The 26,375-nt window shown below is 59.5% G+C and carries 26 protein-coding genes; 14 read left to right on the top strand and 12 right to left on the bottom strand.

Features of this window, described 5'->3' with window-relative positions; genetic code table 11:
• Positions 1-229: 229 nt before the first annotated feature.
• Both rsmD and BHU62_RS17665 read left to right on the top strand, forming a co-directional pair.
• Entirely contained in the window at positions 230-850 is a 621-nt protein-coding gene (gene rsmD / locus BHU62_RS17660; RefSeq protein WP_073533163.1) for a 16S rRNA (guanine(966)-N(2))-methyltransferase, read from the top strand.
• A complete protein-coding gene (locus BHU62_RS17665) occupies positions 840-1,112 on the top strand; it encodes a DUF1145 family protein (protein WP_004934327.1) in 273 nt (90 codons plus the stop codon). Before rsmD ends, BHU62_RS17665 begins: the two co-directional genes overlap by 11 nt.
• A 3-nt stretch (positions 1,113-1,115) precedes the next feature.
• On the opposite strand, the gene BHU62_RS17670 is transcribed toward BHU62_RS17665, so the two are convergent.
• On the bottom strand, positions 1,116-1,472 hold the full coding sequence (locus BHU62_RS17670; RefSeq protein ID WP_073533164.1) for a DUF2500 domain-containing protein: 357 nt from the start codon (positions 1,470-1,472) through the stop codon (positions 1,116-1,118).
• 158 nt (positions 1,473-1,630) lie between these two features.
• Here BHU62_RS17670 and BHU62_RS17675 point away from each other — a divergent pair, with 158 nt between their 5' ends.
• Positions 1,631-2,257, top strand: a complete 627-nt coding sequence (locus tag BHU62_RS17675; protein WP_073533165.1) for a lysoplasmalogenase — start codon at positions 1,631-1,633, stop codon at positions 2,255-2,257.
• A 41-nt stretch (positions 2,258-2,298) separates the two neighbouring features.
• Here the strand turns inward: BHU62_RS17675 and BHU62_RS17680 are convergent, their stop codons facing one another.
• Positions 2,299-2,676 (bottom strand): AprI/Inh family metalloprotease inhibitor, encoded by a 378-nt coding sequence (locus tag BHU62_RS17680; RefSeq protein ID WP_073533166.1) that lies wholly within the window; start codon positions 2,674-2,676, stop codon positions 2,299-2,301.
• Between the two features lie 54 nt (positions 2,677-2,730).
• Positions 2,731-4,194: a serralysin family metalloprotease gene (locus tag BHU62_RS17685; RefSeq protein WP_073533167.1), complete on the bottom strand. Its 1,464-nt coding sequence runs from the start codon at positions 4,192-4,194 to the stop codon at positions 2,731-2,733.
• 681 nt (positions 4,195-4,875) lie between these two features.
• Between BHU62_RS17685 and BHU62_RS17690 the strand changes: the two genes are divergently transcribed.
• The 3 genes from BHU62_RS17690 (at position 4,876) to BHU62_RS17700 (ending at position 8,953) form a co-directional block, all read left to right on the top strand.
• A complete protein-coding gene (locus tag BHU62_RS17690; RefSeq protein ID WP_073533168.1) occupies positions 4,876-7,194 on the top strand; it encodes a zinc/cadmium/mercury/lead-transporting ATPase in 2,319 nt (772 codons plus the stop codon).
• A gap of 407 nt (positions 7,195-7,601) precedes the next feature.
• Entirely contained in the window at positions 7,602-8,264 is a 663-nt protein-coding gene (locus BHU62_RS17695) for a papain-like cysteine protease family protein (protein WP_073533169.1), read from the top strand.
• 131 nt (positions 8,265-8,395) lie between these two features.
• The gene (locus BHU62_RS17700) at positions 8,396-8,953 is read left to right on the top strand and encodes a hypothetical protein (protein WP_073533170.1); all 558 of its coding nucleotides are present in this window, start codon (positions 8,396-8,398) and stop codon (positions 8,951-8,953) included.
• Positions 8,954-9,287: 334 nt separating this feature from the next.
• On the opposite strand, the gene tusA is transcribed toward BHU62_RS17700, so the two are convergent.
• A complete protein-coding gene (tusA, locus tag BHU62_RS17705; protein ID WP_025304890.1) occupies positions 9,288-9,533 on the bottom strand; it encodes a sulfurtransferase TusA in 246 nt (81 codons plus the stop codon).
• Positions 9,534-9,753: 220 nt separating this feature from the next.
• On the opposite strand from tusA, the gene BHU62_RS17710 reads away from it, so the two are divergent.
• The 3 genes from BHU62_RS17710 (at position 9,754) to BHU62_RS17720 (ending at position 11,532) form a co-directional block, all read left to right on the top strand.
• Positions 9,754-10,413, top strand: a complete 660-nt coding sequence (locus BHU62_RS17710; RefSeq protein ID WP_073533171.1) for a 7-cyano-7-deazaguanine/7-aminomethyl-7-deazaguanine transporter — start codon at positions 9,754-9,756, stop codon at positions 10,411-10,413.
• A gap of 40 nt (positions 10,414-10,453) precedes the next feature.
• The gene (locus BHU62_RS17715; RefSeq protein ID WP_073533172.1) at positions 10,454-10,888 is read left to right on the top strand and encodes a GNAT family N-acetyltransferase; all 435 of its coding nucleotides are present in this window, start codon (positions 10,454-10,456) and stop codon (positions 10,886-10,888) included.
• An 80-nt stretch (positions 10,889-10,968) separates the two neighbouring features.
• The gene (locus tag BHU62_RS17720) at positions 10,969-11,532 is read left to right on the top strand and encodes a DcrB family lipoprotein (RefSeq protein ID WP_073533173.1); all 564 of its coding nucleotides are present in this window, start codon (positions 10,969-10,971) and stop codon (positions 11,530-11,532) included.
• 34 nt (positions 11,533-11,566) lie between these two features.
• Here BHU62_RS17720 and glpC read toward each other — a convergent pair whose 3' ends face one another.
• The 3 genes from glpC to glpA are packed head-to-tail and all read right to left on the bottom strand — an operon-like array spanning position 11,567 to position 15,670.
• On the bottom strand, positions 11,567-12,766 hold the full coding sequence (gene glpC, locus BHU62_RS17725) for an anaerobic glycerol-3-phosphate dehydrogenase subunit GlpC (RefSeq protein WP_073533174.1): 1,200 nt from the start codon (positions 12,764-12,766) through the stop codon (positions 11,567-11,569).
• A complete protein-coding gene (glpB, locus tag BHU62_RS17730) occupies positions 12,763-14,031 on the bottom strand; it encodes a glycerol-3-phosphate dehydrogenase subunit GlpB (protein WP_073533243.1) in 1,269 nt (422 codons plus the stop codon). Before glpB ends, glpC begins: the two co-directional genes overlap by 4 nt.
• Positions 14,021-15,670 (bottom strand): anaerobic glycerol-3-phosphate dehydrogenase subunit A, encoded by a 1,650-nt coding sequence (glpA, locus tag BHU62_RS17735; protein ID WP_073533175.1) that lies wholly within the window; start codon positions 15,668-15,670, stop codon positions 14,021-14,023. The genes glpB and glpA overlap by 11 nt, the downstream gene beginning before the upstream one ends.
• Before the next feature lie 364 nt (positions 15,671-16,034).
• On the opposite strand from glpA, the gene glpT reads away from it, so the two are divergent.
• Positions 16,035-17,387, top strand: a complete 1,353-nt coding sequence (gene glpT, locus BHU62_RS17745) for a glycerol-3-phosphate transporter (RefSeq protein ID WP_073533176.1) — start codon at positions 16,035-16,037, stop codon at positions 17,385-17,387.
• Positions 17,388-17,469: 82 nt separating this feature from the next.
• Positions 17,470-18,549 (top strand): glycerophosphodiester phosphodiesterase, encoded by a 1,080-nt coding sequence (gene glpQ, locus BHU62_RS17750; RefSeq protein ID WP_073533177.1) that lies wholly within the window; start codon positions 17,470-17,472, stop codon positions 18,547-18,549.
• 43 nt (positions 18,550-18,592) lie between these two features.
• Here the strand turns inward: glpQ and yigL are convergent, their stop codons facing one another.
• Positions 18,593-19,390, bottom strand: coding sequence for a sugar/pyridoxal phosphate phosphatase YigL (gene yigL, locus BHU62_RS17755; protein ID WP_073533178.1), 798 nt, complete (start codon positions 19,388-19,390; stop codon positions 18,593-18,595).
• A 4-nt stretch (positions 19,391-19,394) separates the two neighbouring features.
• Entirely contained in the window at positions 19,395-20,438 is a 1,044-nt protein-coding gene (gene pldB / locus BHU62_RS17760) for a lysophospholipase L2 (protein ID WP_073533179.1), read from the bottom strand.
• A gap of 146 nt (positions 20,439-20,584) precedes the next feature.
• On the opposite strand from pldB, the gene rhtB reads away from it, so the two are divergent.
• A complete protein-coding gene (gene rhtB, locus BHU62_RS17765) occupies positions 20,585-21,205 on the top strand; it encodes a homoserine/homoserine lactone efflux protein (protein WP_073533180.1) in 621 nt (206 codons plus the stop codon).
• A gap of 48 nt (positions 21,206-21,253) precedes the next feature.
• Here the strand turns inward: rhtB and rhtC are convergent, their stop codons facing one another.
• On the bottom strand, positions 21,254-21,802 hold the full coding sequence (gene rhtC, locus BHU62_RS17770) for a threonine export protein RhtC (RefSeq protein ID WP_073533181.1): 549 nt from the start codon (positions 21,800-21,802) through the stop codon (positions 21,254-21,256).
• Positions 21,803-21,814: 12 nt separating this feature from the next.
• Positions 21,815-23,647 (bottom strand): ATP-dependent DNA helicase RecQ, encoded by a 1,833-nt coding sequence (recQ, locus tag BHU62_RS17775; RefSeq protein WP_049200049.1) that lies wholly within the window; start codon positions 23,645-23,647, stop codon positions 21,815-21,817.
• Between the two features lie 199 nt (positions 23,648-23,846).
• On the opposite strand from recQ, the gene BHU62_RS17780 reads away from it, so the two are divergent.
• Both BHU62_RS17780 and rarD read left to right on the top strand, forming a co-directional pair.
• Positions 23,847-24,317: a thioesterase family protein gene (locus tag BHU62_RS17780; protein WP_033636656.1), complete on the top strand. Its 471-nt coding sequence runs from the start codon at positions 23,847-23,849 to the stop codon at positions 24,315-24,317.
• Between the two features lie 66 nt (positions 24,318-24,383).
• On the top strand, positions 24,384-25,271 hold the full coding sequence (rarD, locus tag BHU62_RS17785) for an EamA family transporter RarD (RefSeq protein WP_073533182.1): 888 nt from the start codon (positions 24,384-24,386) through the stop codon (positions 25,269-25,271).
• A gap of 13 nt (positions 25,272-25,284) precedes the next feature.
• Here the strand turns inward: rarD and corA are convergent, their stop codons facing one another.
• Positions 25,285-26,235 (bottom strand): magnesium/cobalt transporter CorA, encoded by a 951-nt coding sequence (gene corA / locus BHU62_RS17790; protein WP_073533183.1) that lies wholly within the window; start codon positions 26,233-26,235, stop codon positions 25,285-25,287.
• Positions 26,236-26,375 lie beyond the last annotated feature (140 nt).

The following is a 26,375-nucleotide window of genomic DNA, read 5'->3' on the forward strand; positions in this document are numbered from 1 at the left end:
TCCGTACCGAAGGCTCGCTTACCCTACATACCTGAAGGATATATGCTGACAATAATCCGCCGAGTCTATCACTTTCCCTCGCGCAGCAACACGCATCCGGCATGCTTTCCGGTGTGAAATCAGACAACAGAGTTTTACCGTTCCCCCCGGCGCCCGTCACCGGTAGAATAGGGGCAACTTTTCGTTAACCCCTGCGGCCCCGCGCCGCAAAAGAAATCAAACAACGCTTATGACAAGACTCTCGCCACGGGCGGCGGCCAAAAAACCGTCCCAGGCCGCAGCCGGACAGATCCGCATCATCGGCGGCCAATGGCGCGGCCGCAAGCTGCCGGTGCCTAATAGCCCGGGGCTGCGCCCCACCACCGACCGGGTGCGCGAAACCCTGTTCAACTGGCTGGCGCCGGTGATTCAGGGCGCGCGTTGCCTGGACTGCTTCGCCGGCAGCGGTGCGCTAGGCCTGGAGGCGCTGTCGCGCTATGCCGGCAGCGTTACCCTACTGGAGTTTGAACGGCCGGTGGCGCAGCAGCTGGAGAAAAATCTGGCGCTGCTGCAGGGCAAAGGCGTGGTGATCAACACCAACGCACTGGGCTGGCTGGCGGGCGACGGCCAACCGTTCGACGTGGTGTTCCTCGATCCGCCGTTCCGCAAAGGCCTGCTGGCGGAGACCGCCTTGTTGCTGGAGCTGCGGGGCTGGCTGGCCGACGAGGCCTGGATCTATGTAGAAGCCGAGGCGGAAAGCGCCGCGGCGGACGTGCCTGCCAACTGGCAACTGCACCGGGAGAAGGTCGCCGGCCAGGTGGCTTATCGCCTTTATATTCGTTCGCAAGAGAAAACCGACCATGCTGATTAATCTGGGCCGCCTGCTGATGCTGTGCGTGTGGGGCTTCCTGCTCTCCAACCTGTTCCATCCATTTCCCAAACCGCTGAAGTATTTCATCGACGTGGCGCTGTTCTTTATGGTGGTGATGCACGGCCTGCAGCTGGTGCTGTTGAAATCTACCCAGCCGAAGGATCAGCCGATCAGCTACTGGCAGGAGGCCAAGATCTTTATCTTTGGCGTGTTCGAGCTGCTGGCCTGGCAAAAGAAACAGCCGCCCATCAAGAAGAAGTAACCGTTACGGCTGAGCGGTGAAAGAGACGAAGCGCGTGCCCTGCATGTTCAGCATGCCCTGCGCGCCTTTTTCTATCGGGTTGTATTGCCATTGCTTCAGCCGCAGCGTGATGTCTTCGCCACCCTGCGCCGGGCTGAACACCACCTCGTAATACATCGGCTCGTTGACCAACGGTTCGCGCTGCGGCGCGCGGGTCTTGGCGACCGGGAAACTCCGCTTGTCGCTCACCGTCACCTGCAGACTGCGCATCGGCGCGCGATCGTTTTCCGCCTCCTGCTGGCGCTGTTTGAAGTAGCGTTGCGTAGCCAGCACGGCGATCAATGCAATCACGGCAACAAAAAATAACGGCGGTTTGCTCATCGGTTTCCCATTCCCTTCGCGGTCAAATCGGCGTAAACATAGCATTCTCAAGAAAGCATTGTCGATCGTCGGCAGGCTACCTACACTGAAATAAGAAGTGACATTGGTGACAGTTTGGAGCCGGTTGTTGCGGCTCCCTCATACATAAGGAAGACATAATGAGTTGGCCGTTCCTTGCCGTATTCTTTTCCGGTTGGCTGTTCGTCGACGCCTCTTACCGCGGGCCGCGTTGGCAGCGATGGGTATTCAAACCCGTCACGTTATTGCTGTTGCTGTTGCTGGCCTGGCAGGCGCCGGTGCTGGGCGCCGCAGGTTACCTGATCGTACTCGGCCTGCTGGCGACGTTGATCGGCGACGCGCTGCTCCTGTTGCCGCGCGAGCGGGTTTTGTACGCCATCGGCGCCTTTTTCCTCTCCCACCTGCTGTATACCCTGAGCTTCGCCAGCCAGATGACCTTCAGCCTGTTCTGGCCGCTGCCGCTGACGCTGCTGGCGATCGGCGCGCTGCTGCTGGCGACCATCTGGACCCGGCTGGAGGAGATGCGCTGGCCGATCGCCACCTACGTGGCGATGACGCTGCTGATGGTCTGGCTGGCGGGCGAGCAATACTTCCTGCGCAGCACCGATTTCGGCTTCTCGCTGTTGACCGGCACTTCGCTGCTGCTGCTGGCCAACGTGGTCTGGCTGATCAACCGCTATCGTTTCACCTTCCGCGCGGCGGACGCCATTGTGGCCTTCTGTTACTTCTCCGGCCACTTCCTGATCGTACGTTCGCTCTACCTGTAAACGCCTACCGCGGGTTCGGTGCGCCGAACCCGTTTCTTCCATTACACCAACGCCTTCAGCGTCAGCGCGTCATCGGCGCCCAACTGATTGCGATACAGATCGCCGTCACGCGAGAAGAATGCCAGCGTGCTGCCATCCGCCCGCAGCAGGGCGATGCCGTCCGGTGCCGGGCGCCAGCCCACCACTTCGGCCGCAAACACGCTTTGCAAACAGCGTTGCCGATCTACCAACTGATAGCCGTTCGTCTCGTTCTGTTCATCGGCCAGAAACTCGATTTGGCACTGTCGCTCGCTGTCGGCGACCTGCCATTGCCCCGCCAGCGACTGTGCGGTCGGCAGCGTCAGGCTGCCGGCCATCACCGCGCTCGTCACCATCATGCCGCCCGCCGCCAGGGCAGTGCGCGTTAAACTCGTTTTCATCTCGGCCCCCGTTTCACGCCCGGCCGATGCTGCACCGGGCGTTCCGTTACTGTGTTACACGATAAAGTCAGTAGCGACGTCTACCTGACCGACGATTTTCACCAGGAAGTCCGGCGCCTGATGCCCCCCGATGTTCACCGCCAGATCGGTCACGTTGTTAGACGCGTTGTAGCTCAACAACGCTTCACCGGCCGCGCCGCTGAAATGATCGACGAAGTGAATGAAGTCGCTGCTCTGCGCCTCTTTGTTGAAGAACGACAGGTCAATCTTGTCGATCCCTTTCTGGAAGTCGCGGATCCAGTCCGAAGCGCCCGGAGCAGAATCGCTGGCGGCGGAATACACGAAGATATCCTGGCCGGTACCGCCCCACAGCTCATCCGCCCCACCGCCGCCGAACAGCACATCGTTGCCTGCGCCGCCTTTCAGCACGTTGTTGGCCGCGTTGCCGACGATCACATCGTTGCCGGAACCGCCAATGGCATTCTCGATGGTCACGCCGGCAGCGATTGATACGTTACCCTTCAGGCCGCCAACGTCGGAGAACGATTTCTCGTTCAGGTTGATGCGCTGATTAGCGGTATAGCCGGAGAAGTCAAAGGTATCGTTGCCGCCCGCATCCCAGACCGCAAAGATCAGTTTTTGCGAGTTGCTGGTGGTGCTGAGGAAATCACGGCCGGTATTGGAGTTGAAGCCGTACACGGTGTCGCCGGTGCGGGTGGACAGGTTGGCGCCATACAGATGCTGAATGGCGGCAATGTCATCCAGCAACGGAGCCGCGGCGTAGTGACCGCCGTTGTCACCGCCGGTGTTGGTTTCACTCCAGTAGCTCATCAGGCTGAACTGGCGGGTGTCTTCCGCATAAGTGGCGTCGCGGTAGGTCGGGTTGCCCTGCCCGGCGTTGTAATCCCCTGGGTGACTCAGGCCCAGCGCATGGCCAATCTCATGAGTGAACGTCTGGCGGCCATAGTCTTGGGTCGCTGGATATTTCACGTTGGACTGGTTGACGTTGTACCAGGTCTGGCCGCCCAGATCCTGGCCCTGCCAAATGGTGTTCGGCAGGAAGGCGTAGGCCTGGGTGCCGTAATCATAGTGGCCGGGACGATCCTGGCTGTAGTTGCCGAAGGTGATGTTGGCCTTTTGACCGGCCGCCACTTCGGTGAAGGTGATATTGGCAACGTCGGCCCAGGACTGCAGCGACAGCTTAGCCTGCTGCTGCTGTTCCGCACTGAACTTGCTCAGCCCAGTGTCGCCGGCGACGTTGGTGGAAGAGAACTTATAGTCCGGGAAGGAGAAGGTTAATTTGACCGGTTGGCCAAATACCTTGTAACCGTTCCAGGTTTGGTTCTCACGGGTAATAAACAGCCCAGCTTGCTCGTTAGAAAATGAATCCTTGCCATTAATCTGAATCCCGTTGCCACGCTCATGATAATGCAGCAGGCTGTCTACAGCATCGTAGCCGGTAGTCGCGGCTGCGAAGTTGGATTCAGTAATTTCAATTGCCTTTTTAGTAGATTGCATTGGTTCGATTCCACTCATTATCTGATTGTTATCAATCAGACAGATAGACATAACCTCCCCGCAATCTACGGTTAATGAACCTTAAGCTTGCTGGAAGGGGCTTATGCGCCGTTGCCGGCAGTGTGTTAGGTAGAATTAATGCATATATATCAGCAAATAAGATCACCATTAAAAACGGTAATCGATTCCAATTATAGGCAGGGCCGTAAAACTGAACATAAAATAATCAACCATTTATTGGCTCAACGAAAGATTGTTGTGCTACTTTATTGCTGTCTTTACAAAACAAATGAAACTCAACTCGGATAAGTTGGCACCAAACTTCAATGGCAATGCGGCCTGCAGACACAAGCGAATAATGCTGGCTTGCCGCCCTATGAAAGGTAAATTTTGCTAAAGATTTATAGATTAATAACTCTTTATTATTAGGCCGGGGGATTTTTTAGTTTCTATAGGAATATTGTTTTCTTATTTAAACTAACGGCGGCGAGCCTTTTTATCGAAATAGGTAATAAGCAAAGCCAATAGATTGATATTCATATGATTCACCATTGAATGAATTCCCCTTCACTCCCTGGCCCGGCATTAGCAATAATTCTCATCCGGCGCTTGACTCTGGAGTGGACTCCAAGGTGTAGAGTCGGGTGAGCAAACCCGGTTAACTGCCCGAAGGGGGACGTTATGCACAATCAGCAAAATCATAATCATCAGGAACATCAGCACGCCGAAGGCGGATGCGGCTGCAACCACAGCCACAGCAAAACCCAGCATGGCTGCAGCAGCGAGCCTAAAAACACCGCTGCTCACGCCGAACATGCTCACCACCATCACGAACATGGCGATAGCTGCTGCAGTACCGCCGCGCCCAACGATCCGGACGAGGAAAGCGACAGGCTGGCTGCCGCGCCCCCTTCCGGCAGCCAACGTTTCAGCTGGAAAGTCACCGGTATGGACTGCCCCAGCTGCGCCAAGAAAATCGAAAATGCCGTGACCGCCCTCCCCGGCGTCGACAGCGCGCGAGTGCTGTTCGCCACCGAAAAACTGGTGGTAGACGCGCAGTCCGACATCAGCCTGCGAATCCAGGACGCGGTTGCCCAAGCCGGCTTTACCCTGCTCGGCACTCAGACCGCCAAAGCCGCCGCGCCAAAGACCTCACGCTTCGGCGAATTCGCACCGCTGCTGCTATTAACCACCCTGATGGTCGTTAGCTGGGTGCTGGATCGGGTTAACCCGGAGCTGGGCCGCATCGCCTTTATCGCCACCACGCTGGTTGGGTTGGCGCCGGTCGCCGCCAAGGCACTGCGTCTGATGCGTTCCGGTACGCCGTTCGCCATCGAAACGCTGATGAGCGTGGCGGCCATCGGCGCGCTGTTCATCGGCGCCACCGCCGAAGCGGCGATGGTACTGCTGCTGTTTATGGTCGGCGAACTGCTGGAATCCTACGCCGCCAACCGTGCTCGGCGCGGAGTGACGGCGCTGATGGAGCTGGTGCCGGAAGATGCGCTGCTGCTGCAAGGCACGGAACGCAAACGCGTGCCGGTCGCTAGCCTGCGCCCTGGCGATGTGATTGAAATCGCGCCCGGCGGGCGCCTGCCGGCCGACGCCGAGCTGCTCAATCCCTTTGCCAGCTTCGACGAAAGCGCGCTGACCGGTGAATCGGTGCCGGTCGAGCGCCAACAGGGTGAGAAAGTGGCCGCCGGCAGCCTGTCTGTCGATCAGGCAGCGCAGATGAAGGTGATCTCCGAGCCCGGCAAAAACGCCATCGACCGCATTCTGCAGCTGATTGAAGAAGCCGAAGAGCGCCGCGCGCCGATCGAACGCTTCCTCGATCGCTTCAGCCGCTATTACACCCCGGCCATTATGCTGCTGGCCGTCGCGGTGATCCTGCTGCCGCCGCTGCTGTTCTCGCAGCCTTGGGATACCTGGATCTATCGCGGCCTGACGCTGCTGTTGATCGGCTGTCCATGTGCCCTGGTGATCTCGACCCCGGCGGCCATTACTTCCGGGCTGGCGGCGGCAACGCGGCGCGGTGCGCTGATTAAAGGCGGTGCGGCGCTGGAACAGTTGGGGCAAGTTCAAACCATCGCCTTCGATAAAACCGGCACCCTGACCGAAGGCAAACCGACGGTCACCGACGTGCTGCCGATCGGCACTCTCAGCGAACAGCAGCTGTTAACGTTGGCCGCCGCAGTGGAGGCCGGTTCACATCACCCGCTGGCGCAGGCGATCATCAACCGCGCCGCCGAGAGCGGGGATACGCTGCCGCTGGCGCAGGCGCGCCGCGCCCTGGCCGGCGTCGGTGTGGAAGGGATCGTAGACGGCAAAACCGTGTTGATCAGTGCGCCGGGCAAACTGGCGCCGGGCCTGCTCGGCACCCAATGGCAAGGCCAGGTGGATAAGCTGGAAAGCGCCGGTAAAACGGCGGTGGTGGTGTTGGAAGATGGCTCACCCATCGGCTTGCTGGCGTTGCGCGATACGCTGCGCAGCGACGCCAAACAGGCGATGGCGGAACTGAACGCGCTGGGTATCCGCGGCGTAATGCTGACCGGCGACAACCCGCGCGCCGCTGCGGCGATCGCCGGCGAACTGGGCCTCGACTATCGCGCCGGTCTGTTGCCGGAAGATAAGGTCAAAGCGGTCACCGAGCTGAGCGAGCTGCGCCCGACGGCGATGATCGGTGACGGCATCAACGACGCCCCGGCGATGAAGGCCTCCAGCATCGGCATCGCCATGGGCAGCGGCACCGACGTGGCGCTGGAAACCGCCGACGCCGCCCTGACCCACAACCGGCTGTTGGGCGTCGCCGAGATGATCCGCATCTCGCGCGCCACCCACGCCAATATCCGGCAAAACATCACCATCGCGTTGGGGTTGAAAGGGGTATTCCTGATCACCAGCCTGCTGGGGTTAACCGGGTTGTGGCTGGCGGTGCTGGCGGACTCCGGTGCCACCGCACTGGTCACCGCCAACGCGTTGCGGCTGTTGAAAAAGCGCCAATAACGCTGCGCCGGGTTTCTCGATGGGGGAACCCGGCGTTATCCATTTCGCTTCTGCAAAGTTTTGCGGGTGACGACGTCTCTCCCCGCCTTTTGTTAGCTCTCTTACCGTCAGCACAATAAGTTATGGCGATGGTGTTTTATTTTTCAGAGAATATAACACGTTGCCATAGGAACCCGATGTTGACGCGACCATCACGATCAGATCCACCGCCACCTAAAATCGCTATTTATTCAATAACGCCGCCTTGAACTAGAAAAAGGGAAAATCCCACCTATACTTTCCGAGGTATCAGGATCCCGATAAGGACTGAGGCAATTTAATTGCCACCACATGGCGTGGATATTCAGTTAGCTAATTAATTCTATGTACTCTAATTCCTTTTAAACTATTTCTTATGAAAGGTATTTATGAATACTCCATCTATTAATAGCCTTCCACAATGTCTTTCGTTTACGAAAGTCGATGTTAAAACTACAAATTCCAATATTCATTCAAGCCAACTTTACGGCAACAGTTCTGGTTACTTCACCGATTTAGTTAAAAATGGCTATGGGCAAATCCAGGAGCAATCTCATTGGTGCTGGGTTGCCTGCGCGGCAAGTATTGGAAGTTATTATAAAGAAAAAGATTTTGGATACCGCCAAGAGACAATCTACGAGATGGCAAAAGATCTTCCATTGGGCACTTGCAATTGTCCGCCCAGAACATATCCGAATGAAGACACGTGCTGCAACGGCACTGGGTGGCCCTCCAAAGCTCTGGGTGCCATCAATGCCTTTGCCAAAGAAATATCGGGGAGAGCGCCTGACAGCAGCATGTTAACAGAGCTATTACAAAATAGGCCCATGGTGATGGGCGTGAGATTCTCGTATGGACACGATGTCGATGGGGCGCTTGGTCATGCGATAGTTCTTTCTGATGCATACAATGAAGGAGGGGGCTCTTTCTGGAAGATTTTCGACCCGATGTTTGGCATTCAGATTGTAAACTATTCTTCATTCCCTGTGGGTTACCGTGGAGACCCCTTGGCATATTGGTGGTTCACTGATTTTACCCAGATGCCGTGCTAGCTTCTGGCGCATATATTCTGCTTCAATGTCTGGAGCGAACACCAACTGCATCAATCAGGATGTGGTCTTAACACAATATTCGTCTGCCTGATCGAATGCATAAACCATTTCAGAAAGAGTCAAGGAATAAAATGCCTATTTTATTTTCAAGCCATCCAGAGGGTGCGACTGAAATGCTTGCATCCACTCTACAAAATATTTCGGCAGCGGGAATGATTCATACAACCAGCCGCCTGGATTTAAGCAATATTTCGACATCGATGCCTATCGACGTATTCCACGTTGGCAGGGATATGTTTATGAAAACAAAGTCACTGATTGAAGGAGCGCAAAAGATGGGATGGCGATATCTCCTCCTTTCCGGAGGTGACGTCGTTGCCGACATTCATCTGAATTTAGAAGAGGGCAAACTCAATTTCGTGTCGATGACCCTCGATGGGCCAACGCTAGTATCTACAATAAACGCACTCCATGCCGCAGAAGCGGATGCCCGGGTGCAGCAGCAGGCGTTTCAACTGCGAGAACTGAATTTGGCGTGGTGCAATTTCACGGCTTTGTGGCTGCACAATCAGCATCAGGATTTCATTCTACCGATTGCCCCCACCCACGTAGACGGGATCACCCACAACCAGCTCTATGCATTGGAGGAGATAACGCAAATACTGATTAACCACGCCAACCTCGCGTAATTCGCCAACAATTTTACTTATTCTGGCGCCATCGCATTTGTCGCAGCAGGGCGATACCTTAACTGCGATGCCACGCGAACGGTCACTGATAAGCAATAGACCCTGGCGCCAAACCAATCGGTTACCTTCCGCTATCCAGACGCACCTGCGACAAAACGGTTGCCCGCCAGGCTGCACCGACCAGCGAAAAACGATGGCTTTAGATACCGGCACGGGATCATCATGCCTGAAAAACCGGATTTAGATTAAAACACCACCGAAATGGCCATGTTTACCCGCCCTCCGCTGAGCGCTCCCCAATCGCAGGGAGCTTATCTCAGGAGGCGCTTAAAAACTATACGCCTTTACGTAACAGGTAACGGTATGGCGCCTGCTCGGTCTCCTGCGCCACCAGCGTGTGCTCCATAAAGCGGCAGAACCCCGGGATATCGCGGGTGGTGGCCGGATCGTCGGCGATAATCAGCAGCGTTTCGCCGTTGTCCATATGGCGCACGGTTTTACGCACCATCATCACCGGTTCCGGGCAACGCAGGCCCAGCGCGTCGAGCGTCTGGTCTGCCTGGGCAAATAAGTCAGTCATGCAATTTTTCTCGTTCAAAAACGATCGGCGAACGCTCGCCGCATCTCATTAGCGCCTAGTTTACGCCGGTAGTTTTTCTGCGCAAGATGCGTTAACGTTTGCGTTAAATTTAACCATTGCATTGGTTGCGCAAACGCGTATCATGCCGCCGCGCAGCGTTTTTTGCTGTTTTAACAAGACACACTGGGTTCCCTCACCCCACTGCTAAAAAGGCTACAACATGTATTCGTTTACCGCACAGCAGCGCTTCACGGCGTTGGTCTGGCTTTCGATGTTTCATATCGCCATCATTACCTCCAGCAACTACCTGGTGCAGCTGCCGATCACCGTTTTCGGCTTCCATACCACCTGGGGCGCCTTTACCTTCCCGTTTATCTTCCTGGCGACCGATCTGACCGTGCGCATTTTCGGCGCGCCGCTGGCGCGGCGGATTATCCTGGCGGTGATGGTGCCGGCGCTGTTCATCTCCTACGTGATCTCCACCGTCACCTACCAGGGGGAATGGCAGGGCTTCGCGGCACTAGGCAGTTTTAACCTGTTCGTGGCGCGCATCGCCGTCGCCAGCTTTATGGCCTACGTGCTCGGCCAAATCCTCGACGTACACGTCTTCAACCGTCTGCGCCAACGCAGTGCCTGGTGGGTGGCGCCGGCAGCGGCGATGTTCTTCGGCAACATCAGCGATACGCTGGCGTTCTTCTTCATCGCCTTCTATAAGAGCAGCGATCCCTTCATGGCCAACAACTGGGTGGAGATCGCGCTGGTGGATTACAGCTTCAAAGTGATGATCTGCCTGCTGTTCTTCCTGCCGATGTACGGCGTGTTGCTGAACATGCTGCTCAAACGCATCGCGGCGCGCAGCGGCAGCCTGCAGCCGGGCTGAGCCGTGCTATCATGGCGGCCATACCCTTTGGAGGCCGCCCATGCCCCTGACCACCCGCAGCGCCACGCTCGAAGAAATCCATCAACTGTACCAACGCATCCCCGAATTCGGCGGCCTGCATAGCCTGGCCGATCTGCAGCAGCGTATCGGCGCCGCCCCCGACAGCCTGTTGATCGCCGAGATCAACGGCCAGCCGGCCAGTTTCAAACTCGGTTATCAACAACGGGAAACGGTGTTTTACAGCTGGCTGGGCGGCGTGCTGCCGGCGTTTCGTCGCGGCGGCGTGGCGCAGGCCTTGTTGGCCGAACAGGAACGCTGGGCGCGGGCGCAGGGCTACCGCCAACTGACCGTCAAAACCCGTAACCGGTTCCGCGCCATGCTGACGCTGCTGATCGCCCATCACTATCAGATTGTTCAGCTGGAAAAGAAAGGCGAAGTGGCTGATTATCGGCTATTACTGGAAAAAAACTTGTGACAACATCTGCCTTGCATTTCAACCTGGAATAGGTTGCGATACGACAGTAAATCCCTACCGGAAAGGAAGAAGGAAACCCAATGCGTAAAGTAGCGAAATTGATGGGTATCAGCCTGCTGGCGCTTGGTCTCGCGGCCTGCGACGGCGACACCAAAGACACCAAGGCAACGGCGAACGGCACGGCGGCCAGCGCGGCGGCCGGGCAGCAGGTCAGCCTGCTGGACGGCAAACTGGCGTTCACCCTGCCGGTCGGCATGGCAGATCAGAGCGGCAAGCTGGGCAACCAGGCCAACAACATGCATGTTTACGCAGACAGCACCGGCCAACGCGCGGTGATCGTGATCCTGGGCGACAAGACCGCCGACAGCCTGGAGACCCTGGCCCAGCGCCTGGAGAACACCCAGCGCGCGCGCGACGCCAACCTGCAGGTAATCACCAACAAGGCTATCGACGTCAACGGCGTGCCGCTGCGTCAGCTGGACAGCATCATCACCAGCGGCGGCGAAAAGGCCTACTCTTCCATCCTGATCGGCTCGCTGAACAACAACATGTTGACCATTCAGGTGACGCTGCCGGCGGACAATCAGCAGCAGGCGCAAACCGAAGCCGAAGGCATCATTTCTACCCTGAAGCTGAAGCAGTAATCCCGCAGGGGCCGGTTTGCCGGCCCCTTGGCCTTTACGCCAACGCCTGCGCCAGCAGGGTGATCGGATGTTCACAACGCTTGCTGGTGGACATTTCTATCTGCCATTTGCAGGTCTCGCAGTCGGTCACCACCAGATCCACCCCGCTCTCTTCTATCTGCCGGAACAGCGGCGCGCCGATGCCTTGCGAAGTGGCGTAGTTCTCCGACTTGAACCCGTAGGTGCCGGCGATGCCGCAGCACTGCGAATCCAGTACCACCAGCTCCAGCCCCGGTATCTGCCGCAGCAGCTCCAGGGTGTAGGCGGTCCAGCCCATCTTCTCCATATGGCAAGGCGTGTGATAAGCCACCCGCAGCGGCGTGTGCTTCAGCGGCAGGCTGCGCCCCTGATTGATCAGGCGGTAGAGATAGCGCGTCGCCAGCTCCACCCGATCGCGCACCGGAGTGGTGTCCACGTCCAGCAGATGTGGGTATTCGTCGCGCAGGGTGAAGGTGCAGCTCGATGAGGTCGCCACCACCGGGATGCCGCGCTCCAGCACCGCTTCATGCAGCGACTCGGCGTTGACCCTGGCCTGCTTTTTGGCCTGATCGATAAACCCGTTGGCGATCAGCGGCACGCCGCAGCATTTCTCGCGCTTCAGCAACTGCACGCCGATATCCAGCGCGTTGAACACCCGGATCAAATCCTTGCCCAACTGCGGATGGTTATAGTTGACGAAACAGCCGTGGAAAAACGCTACCTGTTCGGCGTAGCGCTGCTGAGCCTGCGCCTGTTGCCGATACCAGCGGCGGAAGGTGCCGAACGAATATTTCGGCAGTTCGCGGCGGTGGTCGATCTTCAGCGCCTTATCCAACAGCTTGCGCACCGGTTTCAGCCCGGTGGCAGCGTTAACAATCGGCGCAAACGGCGTCGACAGCGATCCCATGATGTCGGTATGGCTGAGAATGGCGTCGCGCAGCGTCGGCTTGCTCTGGGCGAAGTCGGCGCGAGCGCGTTGAATGATGTCGCCGATTTTGACGTCGGACGGGCAGGCCACTTCACAGCGCTTGCAGTTGGTGCAGTATTTCAGCGCTTCGTCGTACAGCGCCGGATCTTTCAGCCGCAGGCGCTCGCCATCCGGCCCCGCCTGTTTCGGCCCCGGGTAGAGCGGATTGACCTTGGCGACTGGGCAGTAGGTGGTGCAGACGGTGCATTTGATGCAGCTTTCAAAGCTGTGGTCCTGATGCAGGCTCATGCGTTTTCCTCCGCGGCGATCTGCTGCGCGACATGCAACGCGCCGATCAATGACACGCCGGCGCCACAGCCCTGCTGCAGCGGGTCATAACCGCCGGCGACCGCGCCGATGGCATACAAATTGTCGAATGGCATACCCTGCTTCATCGCCCGCAGCCTGCCGTCGGTGCGTACGCCGAACTGCAGATAAGGCTGCGGTGCGAACAGCTCGCGCCGGCTCCAGTCGGCGCGATCGGCGCGGCTGTGCACATCCAGTCCGAAGATCGGCTCGCGTACTCCGTCGAAATCCGCCACCAGCCCATTGCTGAAGAAGCTGCCGCTGGCCAGTACCACTTGTTGCGCCCGCAGCGGAATGTCGCCGTGGTTGCGGGTATACAGGCCGGTGACGCGGCCGGCTTCGCACTCGGCGCGCAGCACGCTGTCGCCAGGCATGAAAACGCCGCCCAGCTGCTGGAAACGCCGCCGCAGCGCCTGATGCAAGCGCATGCCGGGCACCGAAGGCGGCAACGTCGGCAGCAAGCGGATCGGTTTGCCGACCGCATCTTGCAACACCGCCAGCGACGCATCGTCCTCCAATCCCAAACAGGCCGGCAGGAAGAGCGCGTCGGCCTCACCCGCCAGCCGCCGCAGCTCCTCGGCCATCGGCGGCAGGCTTTCCATCAAATCCAGCACCCGGGCGATATTCACCGCGCGGAATTCGCTGGGGTTGTTGCGCAGTCTATCCAGCGCCGGCATGTGCAAATAGGCCACGTCCGTCTGCACGCCAAGTTCCCGGCTCAGGGAGTCGGCGGCCATCTGTGGCTGGAAATCGAGGAAACCCTCGATGCCGATCACCGCAATGCGCTGCCACGGCAGTTGGCCGGTCAGCGGCAGCGTCGGGATCGCCTGCGGGCTGAGCCAGGTGGCGCGGCGCGTGCCCAGCGGCGTAATGCGCAGATGGTTGTTGGTGCCCTCGCCCTGCAAATTCAGCCCGCAGCGCTCCAGCAGCCGCTGCGCGGCGGCGGACAGCGCCGCCACCCGCCCAGGCCCGATCAGGGCGTACGGATGCTGCGGCGCCTGCTGCGCCAGCTGCGGCAATGCCGCCAGCGGCATCTCGACCGGCGTGCCGTCCGGCAATCTCGCCAGCAGATCGAGCGAGCCGGAGGAGAAATAGAGCGCGCTTTGTCCGGAACTGACCACCGCGCAACGCTTGCCCTGTTCAGCCACGGCAATGGCGCAGCTCAGGCCCGCCAGGCCGCCGCCAATCACCACTACGTCAAATCGCATCATCCGCCTCCCGCGCCTTGTCTGCCTGGGCCTCAAGCCCGCATAACCCTTGGTAAACCCAGCTGGTAAATTCGCTCTCGCGCAGCGCGTCGCCCCAGGCGATCGGCCGTACGCCTTTCCAGCGCTCATTGAGGAACTGCGACAGTTGCGCGATGGATTGCTGCGGCGTGCTGACCTTGAAGCGCGTCAGCAGCCCGGCGGCGCGACAAGCGCAGAGTTCCCCCTGGCAGGTGCCCATGCCGACGCGGGTGCGGCGGCGCAGATCCACCAGGTTATTGACGGTCAGCGAGTTGACCGCGTAACGCACTTCCCCGGCGGTTACCGCTTCGCATTCGCACACCAGGCTGGTGTCGAGCCGATCGGCCGCCGGCACCTGGCTGGCGCGATCGCCGTGGCGGTAAATTGCCGAGCCGCGAATGCTGGCGGGCAGGGAAACCACGCTGCGCACCGTCTCCTCCGCCGACTGACGGGAACCGGGCAACGCGTCCTGCGCAGTGGTGCACGGGCTGCCGGCGCCGAGCTTTTCGCACACCTTGTCGGTAGCCCACTCCGCCATCAGGCGGTAGGTCATCAGCTTGCCGCCGGTGATGGTGATAAACCCTTCCAGCCCATCGCGGCTGGCGTGATCGAGCAGCACGATGCCGCGGCTGACGTTGCGCCCGCTGGGATCGTCATCGCTGGCCACCAGCGGCCGCACCCCAGCATAGGCGCGCAGAATGCGGGTCTGCGCCAGCGTTGGCGCCAACAGCGCCCCCTCGCGGATCAGAATATCCACCTCCTGCGGGGTCACCAGCATGTTGTCAATTTGGTCGTAATCGATATGGGTCGAGGTGGTGCCGATCAGCGAGATGGTGTCGCCCGGCACCAGGATGTCGGCGTCCGCCGGTTTGCGGCAACGGTTGATCACCATGTTGTTGATACGATGGCCGAGGATCAGCAGCGCGCCCTTGGCCGGGAACATGCGGATACGCAGGTCGGCGTATTCGGCGATCTGCTGGCCCCAGATGCCGGCGGCGTTGACCACCACCGGCGCGTGCAGCTCATAACGCCGCTTGCTCTGATGGTCGTAAACGCGCACGCCCGTCACCCGATCCCCGCTGCGCAGCAAGCCCACTACCTGATGGTAGGTCAGGATCTGCGCACCGTGTTCGCGCGCATCCAGCATATTGGCGGCGGTCAGCCGGAAGGGATCGACGGTACCGTCCGGCACCCGCACCGCGCCAATCAACGCCGGGTTGGCCGCCGGCTCCAGCCGTAGCGCCAGTTGCGGGTCGATCGCTTCGGCGTCGATGTCGGCCTGGCGACAGGCGGCGATAAACTGCTGCTGATAGTCCAGCGAATCCTGCGGCAGGGTGATGAACAGCCCATCGGTGCGTTCGATGCAGTGATGGGCGATGCGTTTCAGGATGCGGTTCTCTTCTATGCACTCGCGCGCCGACTCGCCGTCAGTCACCGCATAGCGCGCGCCGCTGTGCAGCAAACCGTGGTTGCGGCCAGTGGCGCCGGTGGCGATATCGTGGCGCTCCAGCAAAATGCAGCGCAAACCGCGACGCGCACAGTCGCGGGCGATGCCTGCGCCGGTGGCGCCGCCGCCGATAATGATCACATCCGTTTCGCCGCCGTCAAAATAGCTGCTCATGTCGCTCCCTCAGGATCGGTAGTTATGAGCCTATTGAGCCACGGTTATTAGGGGTTTTGTTTGATAAGGAACAATAACGAACATGAAACGAAATAAAAATGTCCACAAAAAACCATCAATGTGATCATAATCACGATTTTTGGTCGTTTTTCTATTTCATAACGTTAACGAATCGCTCAAAATCCGCCGTGGTTTCATGAAAGTGTAACAATTGCGCCATTCGTCACAGCGACACCAGGCGTATTTGATGACAATGGCGCTCGTTATGGAACACAAAAACACCACATTCGATATCCGCTCAATCATCAAATGAACGTAAAAGGTCATATTGATGTGATAACAGATAAAGCCATCGGAGGCGCTCATGTTGAGTATTTTTAAGCCGGCCGCACACATCGCCCGTGTGCCGAGCGATAAGGTAGACCCGCTCTACCGTAAGCTGCGCTGGCAAATTTTCCTGGGGATCTTCTTCGGTTACGCCGCTTACTATCTGGTGCGTAAGAACTTCACCCTGGCCATGCCTTACCTGATCGAACAAGGCTTCAGCCGCGGTGACCTCGGCTTCGCGCTGTCGGGCATTTCCATCGCCTACGGCTTCTCCAAATTCATCATGGGTTCGGTCTCCGACCGTTCCAACCCGCGAGTGTTCTTGCCTGCCGGCCTGATCCTGGCGGCGGCGGTGATGTTGTTCATGGGCTTCGTGCCGTGGGCGACCTCCAGCATCGCCATCATGTTCGTCCTGCTGTTCCTGTGCGGCTGGTTCCAGGGCATGGGTTGGCCGCCGTGCGGCCGCACCATGGTGCACTGGTGGTCGCAGAAAGAACGCGGCGGCATCGTCTCCATCTGGAACTGCGCCCACAACGTGGGTGGCGGCCTGCCGCCGCTGCTGTTCCTGCTGGGCATGGCTTGGTTCAACGACTGGCACGCAGCGCTGTACATGCCGGCCTTCGGCGCCATCCTGGTGGCCCTGATCGCCTTCGGCCTGATGCGCGACACCCCGCAATCCTGCGGCCTGCCGCCGATTGAAGAGTACAAAAACGACTATCCGGACGACTACAGCGAAAAAGACGAAGAAGAGCTGACCGCCAAGCAGATCTTCATGCAGTACATCCTGCCGAACAAGCTGCTGTGGTACATCGCGGTCGCCAACGTGTTCGTCTACCTGCTGCGTTACGGCATTCTGGACTGGTCGCCGACTTACCTGAAAGAAGTGAAGCACTTCGCGCTGGACAAGTCCTCCTGGGCCTACTTCCTGTATGAATATGCCGGTATCCCGGGCACCCTGCTGTGCGGCTGGATGTCGGACAAAGTGTTCAAAGGCAACCGCGGCGCCACCGGCGTGTTCTTCATGACGCTGGTAACCATCGCCACCGTGGTGTTCTGGATGAACCCGCCGGGCAACCCGACCGTGGACATGATCTGTATGCTGGTCATCGGCTTCCTGATCTACGGCCCGGTCATGCTGATCGGCCTGCACGCGCTGGAGCTGGCGCCGAAGAAAGCCGCCGGCACCGCCGCAGGCTTCACCGGCCTGTTCGGCTACCTGGGCGGCTCGGTCGCGGCCAGCGCCATCGTCGGCTACACCGTAGACTTCTTCGGTTGGGACGGCGGCTTTATGGTGATGATCGGCGGCGGCGTGCTGGCGGTTATCCTGCTGCTGCTGACCATGCTGAACGAGAAGAAACATCACGCGGAAATCGCCGCCAAGCGCGGTTAAGCGTCACACGACTTTTGCATGATTTAAAGGCCGCCCTGCGGCCTTTTTACTACCCTGCCCCAACAACACGGAGAAAAATAGAATGCGGACTCAAGTCAAAGCCCTGCTGACAGGGATCATCCTCGCGACCTCTATGGTCAGCGCCGCGCAGGCGGCGGATAAAGTGGTGATCGCCCACCGTGGCGCCAGCGGCTACCTGCCGGAACACACCCTGCCGGCGAAGGCGATGGCCTACGCGCAGGGCGCCGATTACCTCGAGCAAGACCTGGTGATGACCAAGGACAACGAGCTGGTGGTGCTGCATGACCACTACCTCGATCGCGTCACCGACGTCGCCGAGCGCTTCCCGGACCGCGCGCGCAAAGACGGCCGCTACTACGCCATCGACTTTACGCTGGCGGAGATCAAATCGCTGAAGTTCACCGAAGGTTTCGACATCGAAAACGGCAAGAAGGTACAGGGCTATCCTGGCCGCTTCCCGATGGGCAAATCCGACTTCCGCGTACACACCTTCCAGGAAGAGATCGAGTTCGTGCAGGGTCTGAACCATTCGACCGGCAAGAACATCGGCATCTACCCTGAAATCAAGGCACCGTGGTTCCATAAACAGGAAGGCAAAGACATCTCCAGCAAAGTGCTGGCGGTGCTGAAGCAGTACGGCTACACCGGCAAGAACGACAACGTCTATCTGCAGTGCTTCGACGCCAACGAGCTCAAACGTATCAAGAACGAGCTGGAGCCGAAACTGGGCATGGATCTGAAGCTGGTGCAGCTGATCGCCTATAACGACTGGCAGGAAACCTACGAGCAGAAGGCCGACGGCAAGTGGGTAGAATACGACTACGACTGGATGTTCAAGCCGGGCGCGATGAAGAAAATCGCTCAGTATGCCGACGGCATCGGGCCGGACTACCACATGCTGGTAGTGGCGGATCAATCCAAGCCGGGCCACATCGTGCTGACCGACATGGTGAAAGAAGCGCACGCCAGCAAGCTGGCGGTGCATCCGTTCACCATCCGCGCCGATGCGCTGCCGAAATACGTGACCGACGTGAATCAACTGTATGACGTGATTTACAACCAGGCCGGCGTCGACGGCGTGTTCACCGACTTCCCGGACAAGGGTGTGCAGTTCCTGCAGAAGCAGGGCCAGCACAAGTAATGCCAAGGGCGCCGCAAGGCGCCCTTGTTATTTAAGGGTTACTTCAGAGGAACATTTTGCGCAGGTAGTGCGGCACCGCGTTATCGACGTTGGAGCCGATCACCTCCAGCTCCGGCAGCATATCCTTCAGGCGCTGATGCGCATCGCGCATGATGCAGCCCTTGCCGGCCATCGACAGCATCTCCAGATCGTTCATGCCGTCGCCGAAGGCGATGCACTCTTGCAGCGTATAGCCGATGATCTTGGCCACTTCTTCCAGCGCATGCCCTTTCGACACGCCACCCGCCATCACTTCCAGACAGGTCGGGAACGAGAAGCTGACGTTGACCCGATCGCCCCAGCGCGCGTTGATGGCGTCTTCCACCTGCAGCAACCGCTCGTGATCTTCGCAGGTGAAGTAGACTTTGCAGACGCCGTCGGTTTCCAGCAGGCCCGGCTCAAACAGCTGATATTTGAATACCGACTCCTGGAAAAACTCTTCCTGCTCCGGGCTTTCGCGGTTGATGAACCAATCGTCGTTGCGGTAGACGTTGGTGGTGATCTCCGGATCGTCGTGCAGCATCCCGTACAGATCGCCGGCGATGTCCTCGTCCAGGTTATGGCTGAAGATCAGCTCGCCGGCGGTGTTGTGCACCCGTGCCCCGTTGGAGGTGATCATGAAAGCGCTGATTTCCAGGTTGTCGCGAATTTGCGAAACGTCAATATGGTGACGACCGGTAGCGAACACGAAGTGTACGCCGCGCTGGGTCAGCAGCTTCAACGTTTCTTTGGCGTACGGCGACAGGGTATGGTCGGGAGACAGCAGCGTGCCATCTAAATCGGAAGCGACGACGTGATACATAGCGTTATGTTCTAACCTCTGATGGAGTTGTCGGCGGCAGCGCGCCGCCTAAGTGTTGAGCAAAGAAGCGCAGGATTGCGTTCAATGCTTCGGCGCGCATCGCGTCCCGCTCGAACAGGATCTCATGGCGTGCGCCGCTGATAACCCGCGGGAACGTCCCTTCGCAAGGGCGCCCCGCGTCTGACAGAGCCTGACAAAAGGCCTGATGCGAACGGTTGTCGACCACCCGCTCCTCACCGGCCTGCAAAAGCAATAGCGGCGTCGTGATATCACCGGCCTGAGCGATGATCTGCCGACCGGCGCGGATGCTCTCCCGCACCCAATGGTAAGTCGGGCCGCCCACCTGCAGCTCGGGATCGTCGGCGTAATAGCGCAGGTTGCGCCGGTAACGCTCGCGACTGTGGGTCAAGACGTTGACCACATAGGGCAGCGGACGCCACTGGCCGGTGCCCACCGCATAATAGTCACGGATAGCCGGGCGTTTATCCACCCAGTCGAGAATGTGATCGGCCAGCCAACCCGGCATCGACAACTGGATGCCGAACATTGGCGCGCAAAACGCCGCCGCGTCGAACGCCTGCGGCCGGCGCAGCAGGAACTGCGCCAGTATCGCGCCGCCCATCGAATGCGCCAGCGCGAAGCGCTGCCGATAACCGCGCGACTCGACCTCGCGCAGCCAAAGCTGCTCGAAGTCCGCCACGTAGTCGGCGAAGTTTACCACATGACCGCGGTGCGTATCCGCCAGTAAACGGCCGGAGCGCCCCTGGCCGCGATGATCGATGATCACCACGTCGTAACCGCAGTGGAACAGGTCGTAGGCCACCTCGGGGTATTTTACATAGCTTTCGATGCGGCCGGGGCTGACCATCACCACCCGCTGATGCCGCGCGGAGCTGAAGCGCACAAAGCGTATAGGCACGCCGTCCACGCCGCTGAACTCGCCTTCTTCGCGCTGTCGCCAGAAATCCAGCAACGGCCCGGTGGCGAAAGACGCAAACTGCGTTTCACGCGTTAACCAGTCATCGGAACTGAGAGTGAATGAGGTCATCGAGAGCGTTTTCCCCGTGTGGCCGGCGGTAAAGTGTGACCGCTGGCACAAGAAATCATACTAGCGTATTGTGATTCAATTCTTACAAAAAACGGCGCCGCCTCGGCGCATTGTGGCACAAAACGACACTTTCAGGGAGCCGAGCCATGACCTTGGACTGGTGGTTAACCTATCTGCTGACCACGCTTATCCTCAGCCTGTCCCCCGGTTCAGGCGCCATCAACACCATGAGCACCGGCATCAGCCACGGCTATCGCGGTGCCACCGCGTCGATCGCCGGGCTGCAGGTCGGGCTGAGCGCGCACATCGTGCTGGTGGGCATCGGCCTCGGCGCGCTGATTTCGCAATCGCTGCTGGCGTTCGAGCTGCTGAAATGGCTGGGTGCCGCCTACCTGGTGTGGCTCGGCATCCAGCAGTGGCGCGCCGCCGGCGCACTGGATCTGCATGCGCTGGCGGGCAGTATGCCGCGCCGCCGCTTGTTCCGCCGCGCGGTGCTGGTGAATCTGACCAACCCGAAAAGCATCGTGTTTCTCGCCGCGCTGTTCCCGCAATTCATCCTGCCCAATCAGCCGCAGGCCGAGCAGTATCTGGTGCTCGGCGTCACCACCGTGGTGGTGGATATTCTGGTGATGATCGGTTACGCCACCCTGGCGACGCGCATCGCCGGCTGGCTGAAGACCCCGCGCCAGATGCAGCTGCTCAACCGGCTGTTCGGCTCGCTGTTCATCCTGGTGGCGGGGCTGCTGGCGACCGCCCGCAAAGCCTGACAAAAAAGGCCGAGCATCGCTGCTCGGCCCTTGGCGTTTCACTGCCTGTTAGCGGGTAAAGATCAGGTGTAACCCGAAGCCGGTGAACACCACCGCCACCAGGCTGAACCAGACGAAGGTCTCGGCGACGATCAGCAGGAACAGCCCCCAGCGCGCCCCGGCGCCGACGTTGTCACCAACGAACAGCGAGAACACGCTGCCGAAATAGATCACCGCTTTCGGGTTGGACAGATTGGTCAAGAAGCCGCGAATAAAGCTGCGCCCGGCCTTCGGCAACGCCACCTGGGCCTCCGCCGCCGGCTGCGCTTGCTGCGCCCGCGCGGAACGCAGCAGTTGCCAGCCCATCCAGCACAGGTAAATGCCGCCGCCGACCATGATGATCTGGTGCAGCCAGGCCATCTTCTGCAGGATCAGATGCAGCCCCATCAGCGCCACACCGGCCCATACCACGATACCGAGCGAAATGCCGGCCACTCCCATCATTGCCTCGCGACGCGAGCGGCTAGCGGCGGTTTGCGACACGAAAAAGAAGTCAGGCCCCGGGCTCATCAGCGCAATCAGATGCACCAGCGCCACGGTGAGAAACAGCATCAGCATGATTTATCGCCCTCAGTCTTCGTCATTATCGAGATGGTCGCGGATCATCGCCATAAAGGGCGCGCCGAAACGCTCCAGTTTGCGCTGGCCAACGCCGTTGACGCTCAACAAATCGCCGGCCTTGATCGGCATCTGTTCGGCCATTTCCAGCAGCGTGGCGTCGTTGAACACCACGTAGGGCGGAATGTTTTCTTCGTCGGCGATCGATTTGCGCAGTTTGCGCAGCTTGGCGAACAGCTTGCGATCGTAATTGCCGCCGTAGGATTTCTGGTTGGCGCTGCTGCGCGACTTCAGGCTCTGAATGCGCGGTACCGCCAGCTGCAGCGCCACCTCGCCGCGCAATACCGGGCGCGCCGCCTCGGTCAATTGCAGCGCCGAGTGCATGGCGATGTTCTGGGTGATAAAGCCCAGATGGATCAGCTGACGCAGCACGCTGGTCCAGTGTTCAGTGGTTTGGTCGCGGCCTATGCCGTACACCGGCAGCTTGTCGTGACCGTATTCGCGAATACGCTGGTTGTTGGAACCGCGCAGCACTTCCACGATGTACCCCAGGCCGAAGCGCTGGCCGACCCGGTACACGCAGGACAGTGCCTTGCGCGCGTCCTCCAGCCCGTCGTAGCGCTTGGGCGGATCGAGGCAGATGTCGCAGTTGCCGCAGTTCTCGTGCTTGCCTTCGCCGAAGTAGTTGAGCAGCACCAGGCGGCGGCAGGTTTGCGCCTCGGCGAAAGCGCCCATGGCATTCAGCTTGTGGCGCTCGATATCCAGTTGTTGCCCGGCGGGTTTTTCCTCCAGGCAGCGGCGCAGCCAGGCCATGTCGGCCGGATCGTATAGCAGGATGGCTTCGGCCGGCAGGCCGTCGCGCCCGGCACGGCCGGTCTCCTGATAATAGGATTCGATATTGCGCGGAATGTCGAAATGCACCACGAAGCGCACGTTGGGTTTGTTGATGCCCATACCGAAGGCGACGGTGGCGACCACCACCTGCAGATCGTCGCGCTGAAACGCCTCTTGCACCTGCGCGCGGCGGTCGTTGTCCAGCCCGGCGTGGTAGGCGCCGACGCTCAGACCGCGGCTCTGCAGGCGCGCGGCGGTGTCTTCCACCTTGGCGCGGCTGTTGCAATAGATAATGCCGCTCTTGCCGCGCTGATCCTGCACGAAGCGCCACAGCTGATCGAGCGGTTTGAATTTTTCCACCAGCGTGTAGCGGATATTCGGCCGGTCGAAGCTGCTGACCTGTACCAGCGGATCCTGCAGTGACAGCAGGCGCACGATATCGCCGCGGGTGGACTCGTCGGCGGTGGCGGTCAGCGCGATCACCGGCATCGACGGGAAGCGCTGTTTCAGCTGGCCCAGCGCGCGATATTCCGGCCGGAAGTCATGGCCCCACTGCGAAATACAGTGCGCCTCATCCACCGCCAGCATCGCCGGCGGGCAGTGATCGAGCAGGTTGAGGAAGCTTTCCATCATCAGCCGTTCCGGCGCGATGTACAGCATCTTGATGGTGCCGTTGCGGCAGCCGGCCATGACGTCCAGCTGCTCCTCCCGGGTTTGCGTCGAGTTGTAGCAGGCGGCGGAAACGCCGTAGGCCAACAGCTGGTCGACCTGGTCTTTCATCAGCGAGATCAGCGGTGAAACGACCAGCGTCAGGCCGTCCATCACCAGCGCCGGGATTTGGTAACACAACGACTTGCCGCCGCCTGTCGGCATCACCACCAGGCAATCCTGCCCGCCGATCGCGGCATTGATAATCGTTTGCTGCCCCGGACGGAATTGCTGGTAGCCGAAGGTATCGCGCAATACCTGCTCGGCCAGCAACTCTCTGTTAATCACTGCTGCGGTTGACACACACTTCCCCATTTTTTCATCGGTACACACCCACCGGGTATGATTACATAATATCGTTCAGCATGACACCAACGCGCGTGCGACTCTTTTGCCGAAACACGCTGGAAAGCAACAAAGGTTAAGCATAAAATCAACACTCCATTAACCTGGACTGACCAGTTAGCTCCCTTAAAACGCAAAAGAAGAACGGAAACCCGCTATGTCGACCACACCACTGACCCTGGAAGCCGCCCGCCGCAAGATCGGCGAAATTTTTGTCTACCACATGCCGTTTAACCGCGAGCTCGGGCTGGAGCTGCGCCGCTTCGATGATGACTACGTCGAGCTGAGCTTCACCAACCAGCGCAAGCTGGTGGGCAACGCCGCACAGGAGATTCTGCACGGTGGCGTGATCGCCGCCGTGCTTGACGTCGCCGCCGGACTGGCGTGCGCCGGCGGTGTGCTGACGCGCATGGAGCCACTGATCGAAGAAGAGATCGCCGCCAAGCTGTCGCGCATGGGTACCATCGACCTGCGCGTCGACTACCTGCGCCCCGGCCGCGGCGAACACTTCGTCGCCTCCGCCAGCGTGCTGCGCAGCGGCAACAAAGTCGCCGTCGCGCGCGTCGAACTGCATAACCACGACGGCCTGCACATCGCCACCGCCACCGCCACCTACCTGGTCGGCTGATGATTGTGTGCGGTGAGCGTCTTCAGTACACTCACCGCATCTAAAGTTCCCCACCAGAGTGACGTCATGGACGCAAAACAAACGCGTCAGGGTATTTTCTTCGCCCTGGCCGCCTATTTTATGTGGGGCATCGCCCCGGCCTATTTCAAACTGATTCAGCAAGTGCCCGCGGATGAAATCCTCACCCACCGGATCATCTGGTCGTTTTTCTTCATGCTGGCGTTGATCTCGCTGGGCCGCAACTGGCCGAAAGTGCGCGCCGCCTGCCAGAATCGCAAACGGCTGCTGCTGCTGGCGGTCACCGCACTGTTGATCGGCGGCAACTGGCTGCTGTTCATCTGGGCGGTGAACAACCACCATATGCTCGAGGCCAGCCTGGGCTACTTCATCAACCCGCTGGTTAACGTGCTGTTGGGGATGCTGTTTCTCGGCGAGCGCTTCCGCCGCATGCAGTGGGTGGCGGTGGCGCTGGCGTTCACCGGGGTGCTGGTGCAGCTCTGGCAGTTCGGCTCGTTGCCGATCATCGCTCTGGGGCTGGCGTTCAGCTTTGCCTTCTACGGCCTGCTGCGTAAGAAAATCGCCATCGACGCCCAGACCGGCATGCTGATCGAAACGCTGTGGCTGCTGCCGGTAGCGGCGACCCATCTGTTCTTGATCGCCGACAGCCCCACCAGCCATCTGAGCGCCAACCCGTGGTCGCTAAACCTGCTGCTGGTGGCCGCCGGCATCGTCACCACCGTGCCGCTGCTGTGCTTCACCGCGGCGGCCACCCGCCTGCGCCTGTCGACGCTCGGTTTCTTCCAGTACCTCGGCCCGACGCTGATGTTCCTGCTGGCGGTGACCTTCTATGGCGAGACCGTCGGTCAGGACAAACTGGTGACCTTCGGCTTTATCTGGGCGGCGCTGATCCTGTTTACCCTCGACGCGCTCTACACTCAGCGCAAGCTGCGCTGAGCGGCACGCCGGGTTACAGCCAGTTCTTGCGTTTGAAGTACAGGTAAGGGGCCAGGCCGGCCAGGATCATCAATGTGATAGCGCCCGGGTAGCCGAACGACCATTTCAGCTCCGGCATGAATTCGAAGTTCATGCCGTAGCTGGAGGCCACCAGCGTAGGCGGCAGGAACACCACCGACACCACCGAGAAGATCTTGATGATGCGGTTCTGTTCGATGTTGATAAAGCCCATCGCCGCCTGCATCAGGAAGTTCACCTTCTGGAACAGCGATTCGTTGTGCGGCAACAGGGATTCGATGTCGCGCAGCACTTCGCGCGCCTGTTCCAGCTGGCCGGTCGGCAGACGCGCCTTGCGCACCAGGAAGTTGAGCGCACGCTGGGTATCCATCAGACACAAACGCACCTTCCAACCGATATCTTCCAGTTCCGCCAGCGTCGACAGCGCAGCGTCGTATTCATCGCCCTGATGCCCTTCCATGATCACTCGGCTGAGCTGCTCCAGATCGCTGTAGATGTTCTCGATCTCGTCCGCCAGCTGTTCGATCTTGGTTTCAAACAGATCCAGCAACAGTTCGTAGGCGTTGCCTTCGAGCAGGGTCTGGTTGCGGGCGCGCATGCGGTACAGGCGGAACGCCGGCAGCTCACGCTCGCGCAAGGTGTACAGACGGCCGTCGCGAATGGTGAACGCCACCGTGGAGTTGCCCGCGTGATCTTCCGCATCTTCAAAGTAAAAGAAGGAGTGAATATGCAGGCCGTCTTCGTCTTCGAAGAAACGGGCGGAGGCTTCGATGTCGTCCAGTTCGGGACGCGTCGCCAGGCTTTGCCCCAGCTCATTCTGCACGCGCTCACGCTCGCCTTCTTCCGGTTCGACCAGGTCAACCCACAGCGATGAGGTGAGGTCATCTGAGTCGTCCAGCTCCAGACGGGACAAGCGGCGGTTATCTAATTTAAAAGCGCTCAGCATGTGCCGAAACTCCCTGAAGGTAACGGGTGCGGACAACGCGTTGAAGCACAGAAACAGAGGGAGATGCGTATCACCGGTTTGTTTCAGACCATGAAGAGATCTGACTCATAGCGACGCTTTGCGGGGTCGCCGACAACCAC

It is taken from the genome of Serratia marcescens, from assembly GCF_001902635.1.
Taxonomy (GTDB): domain Bacteria; phylum Pseudomonadota; class Gammaproteobacteria; order Enterobacterales; family Enterobacteriaceae; genus Serratia; species Serratia marcescens_F.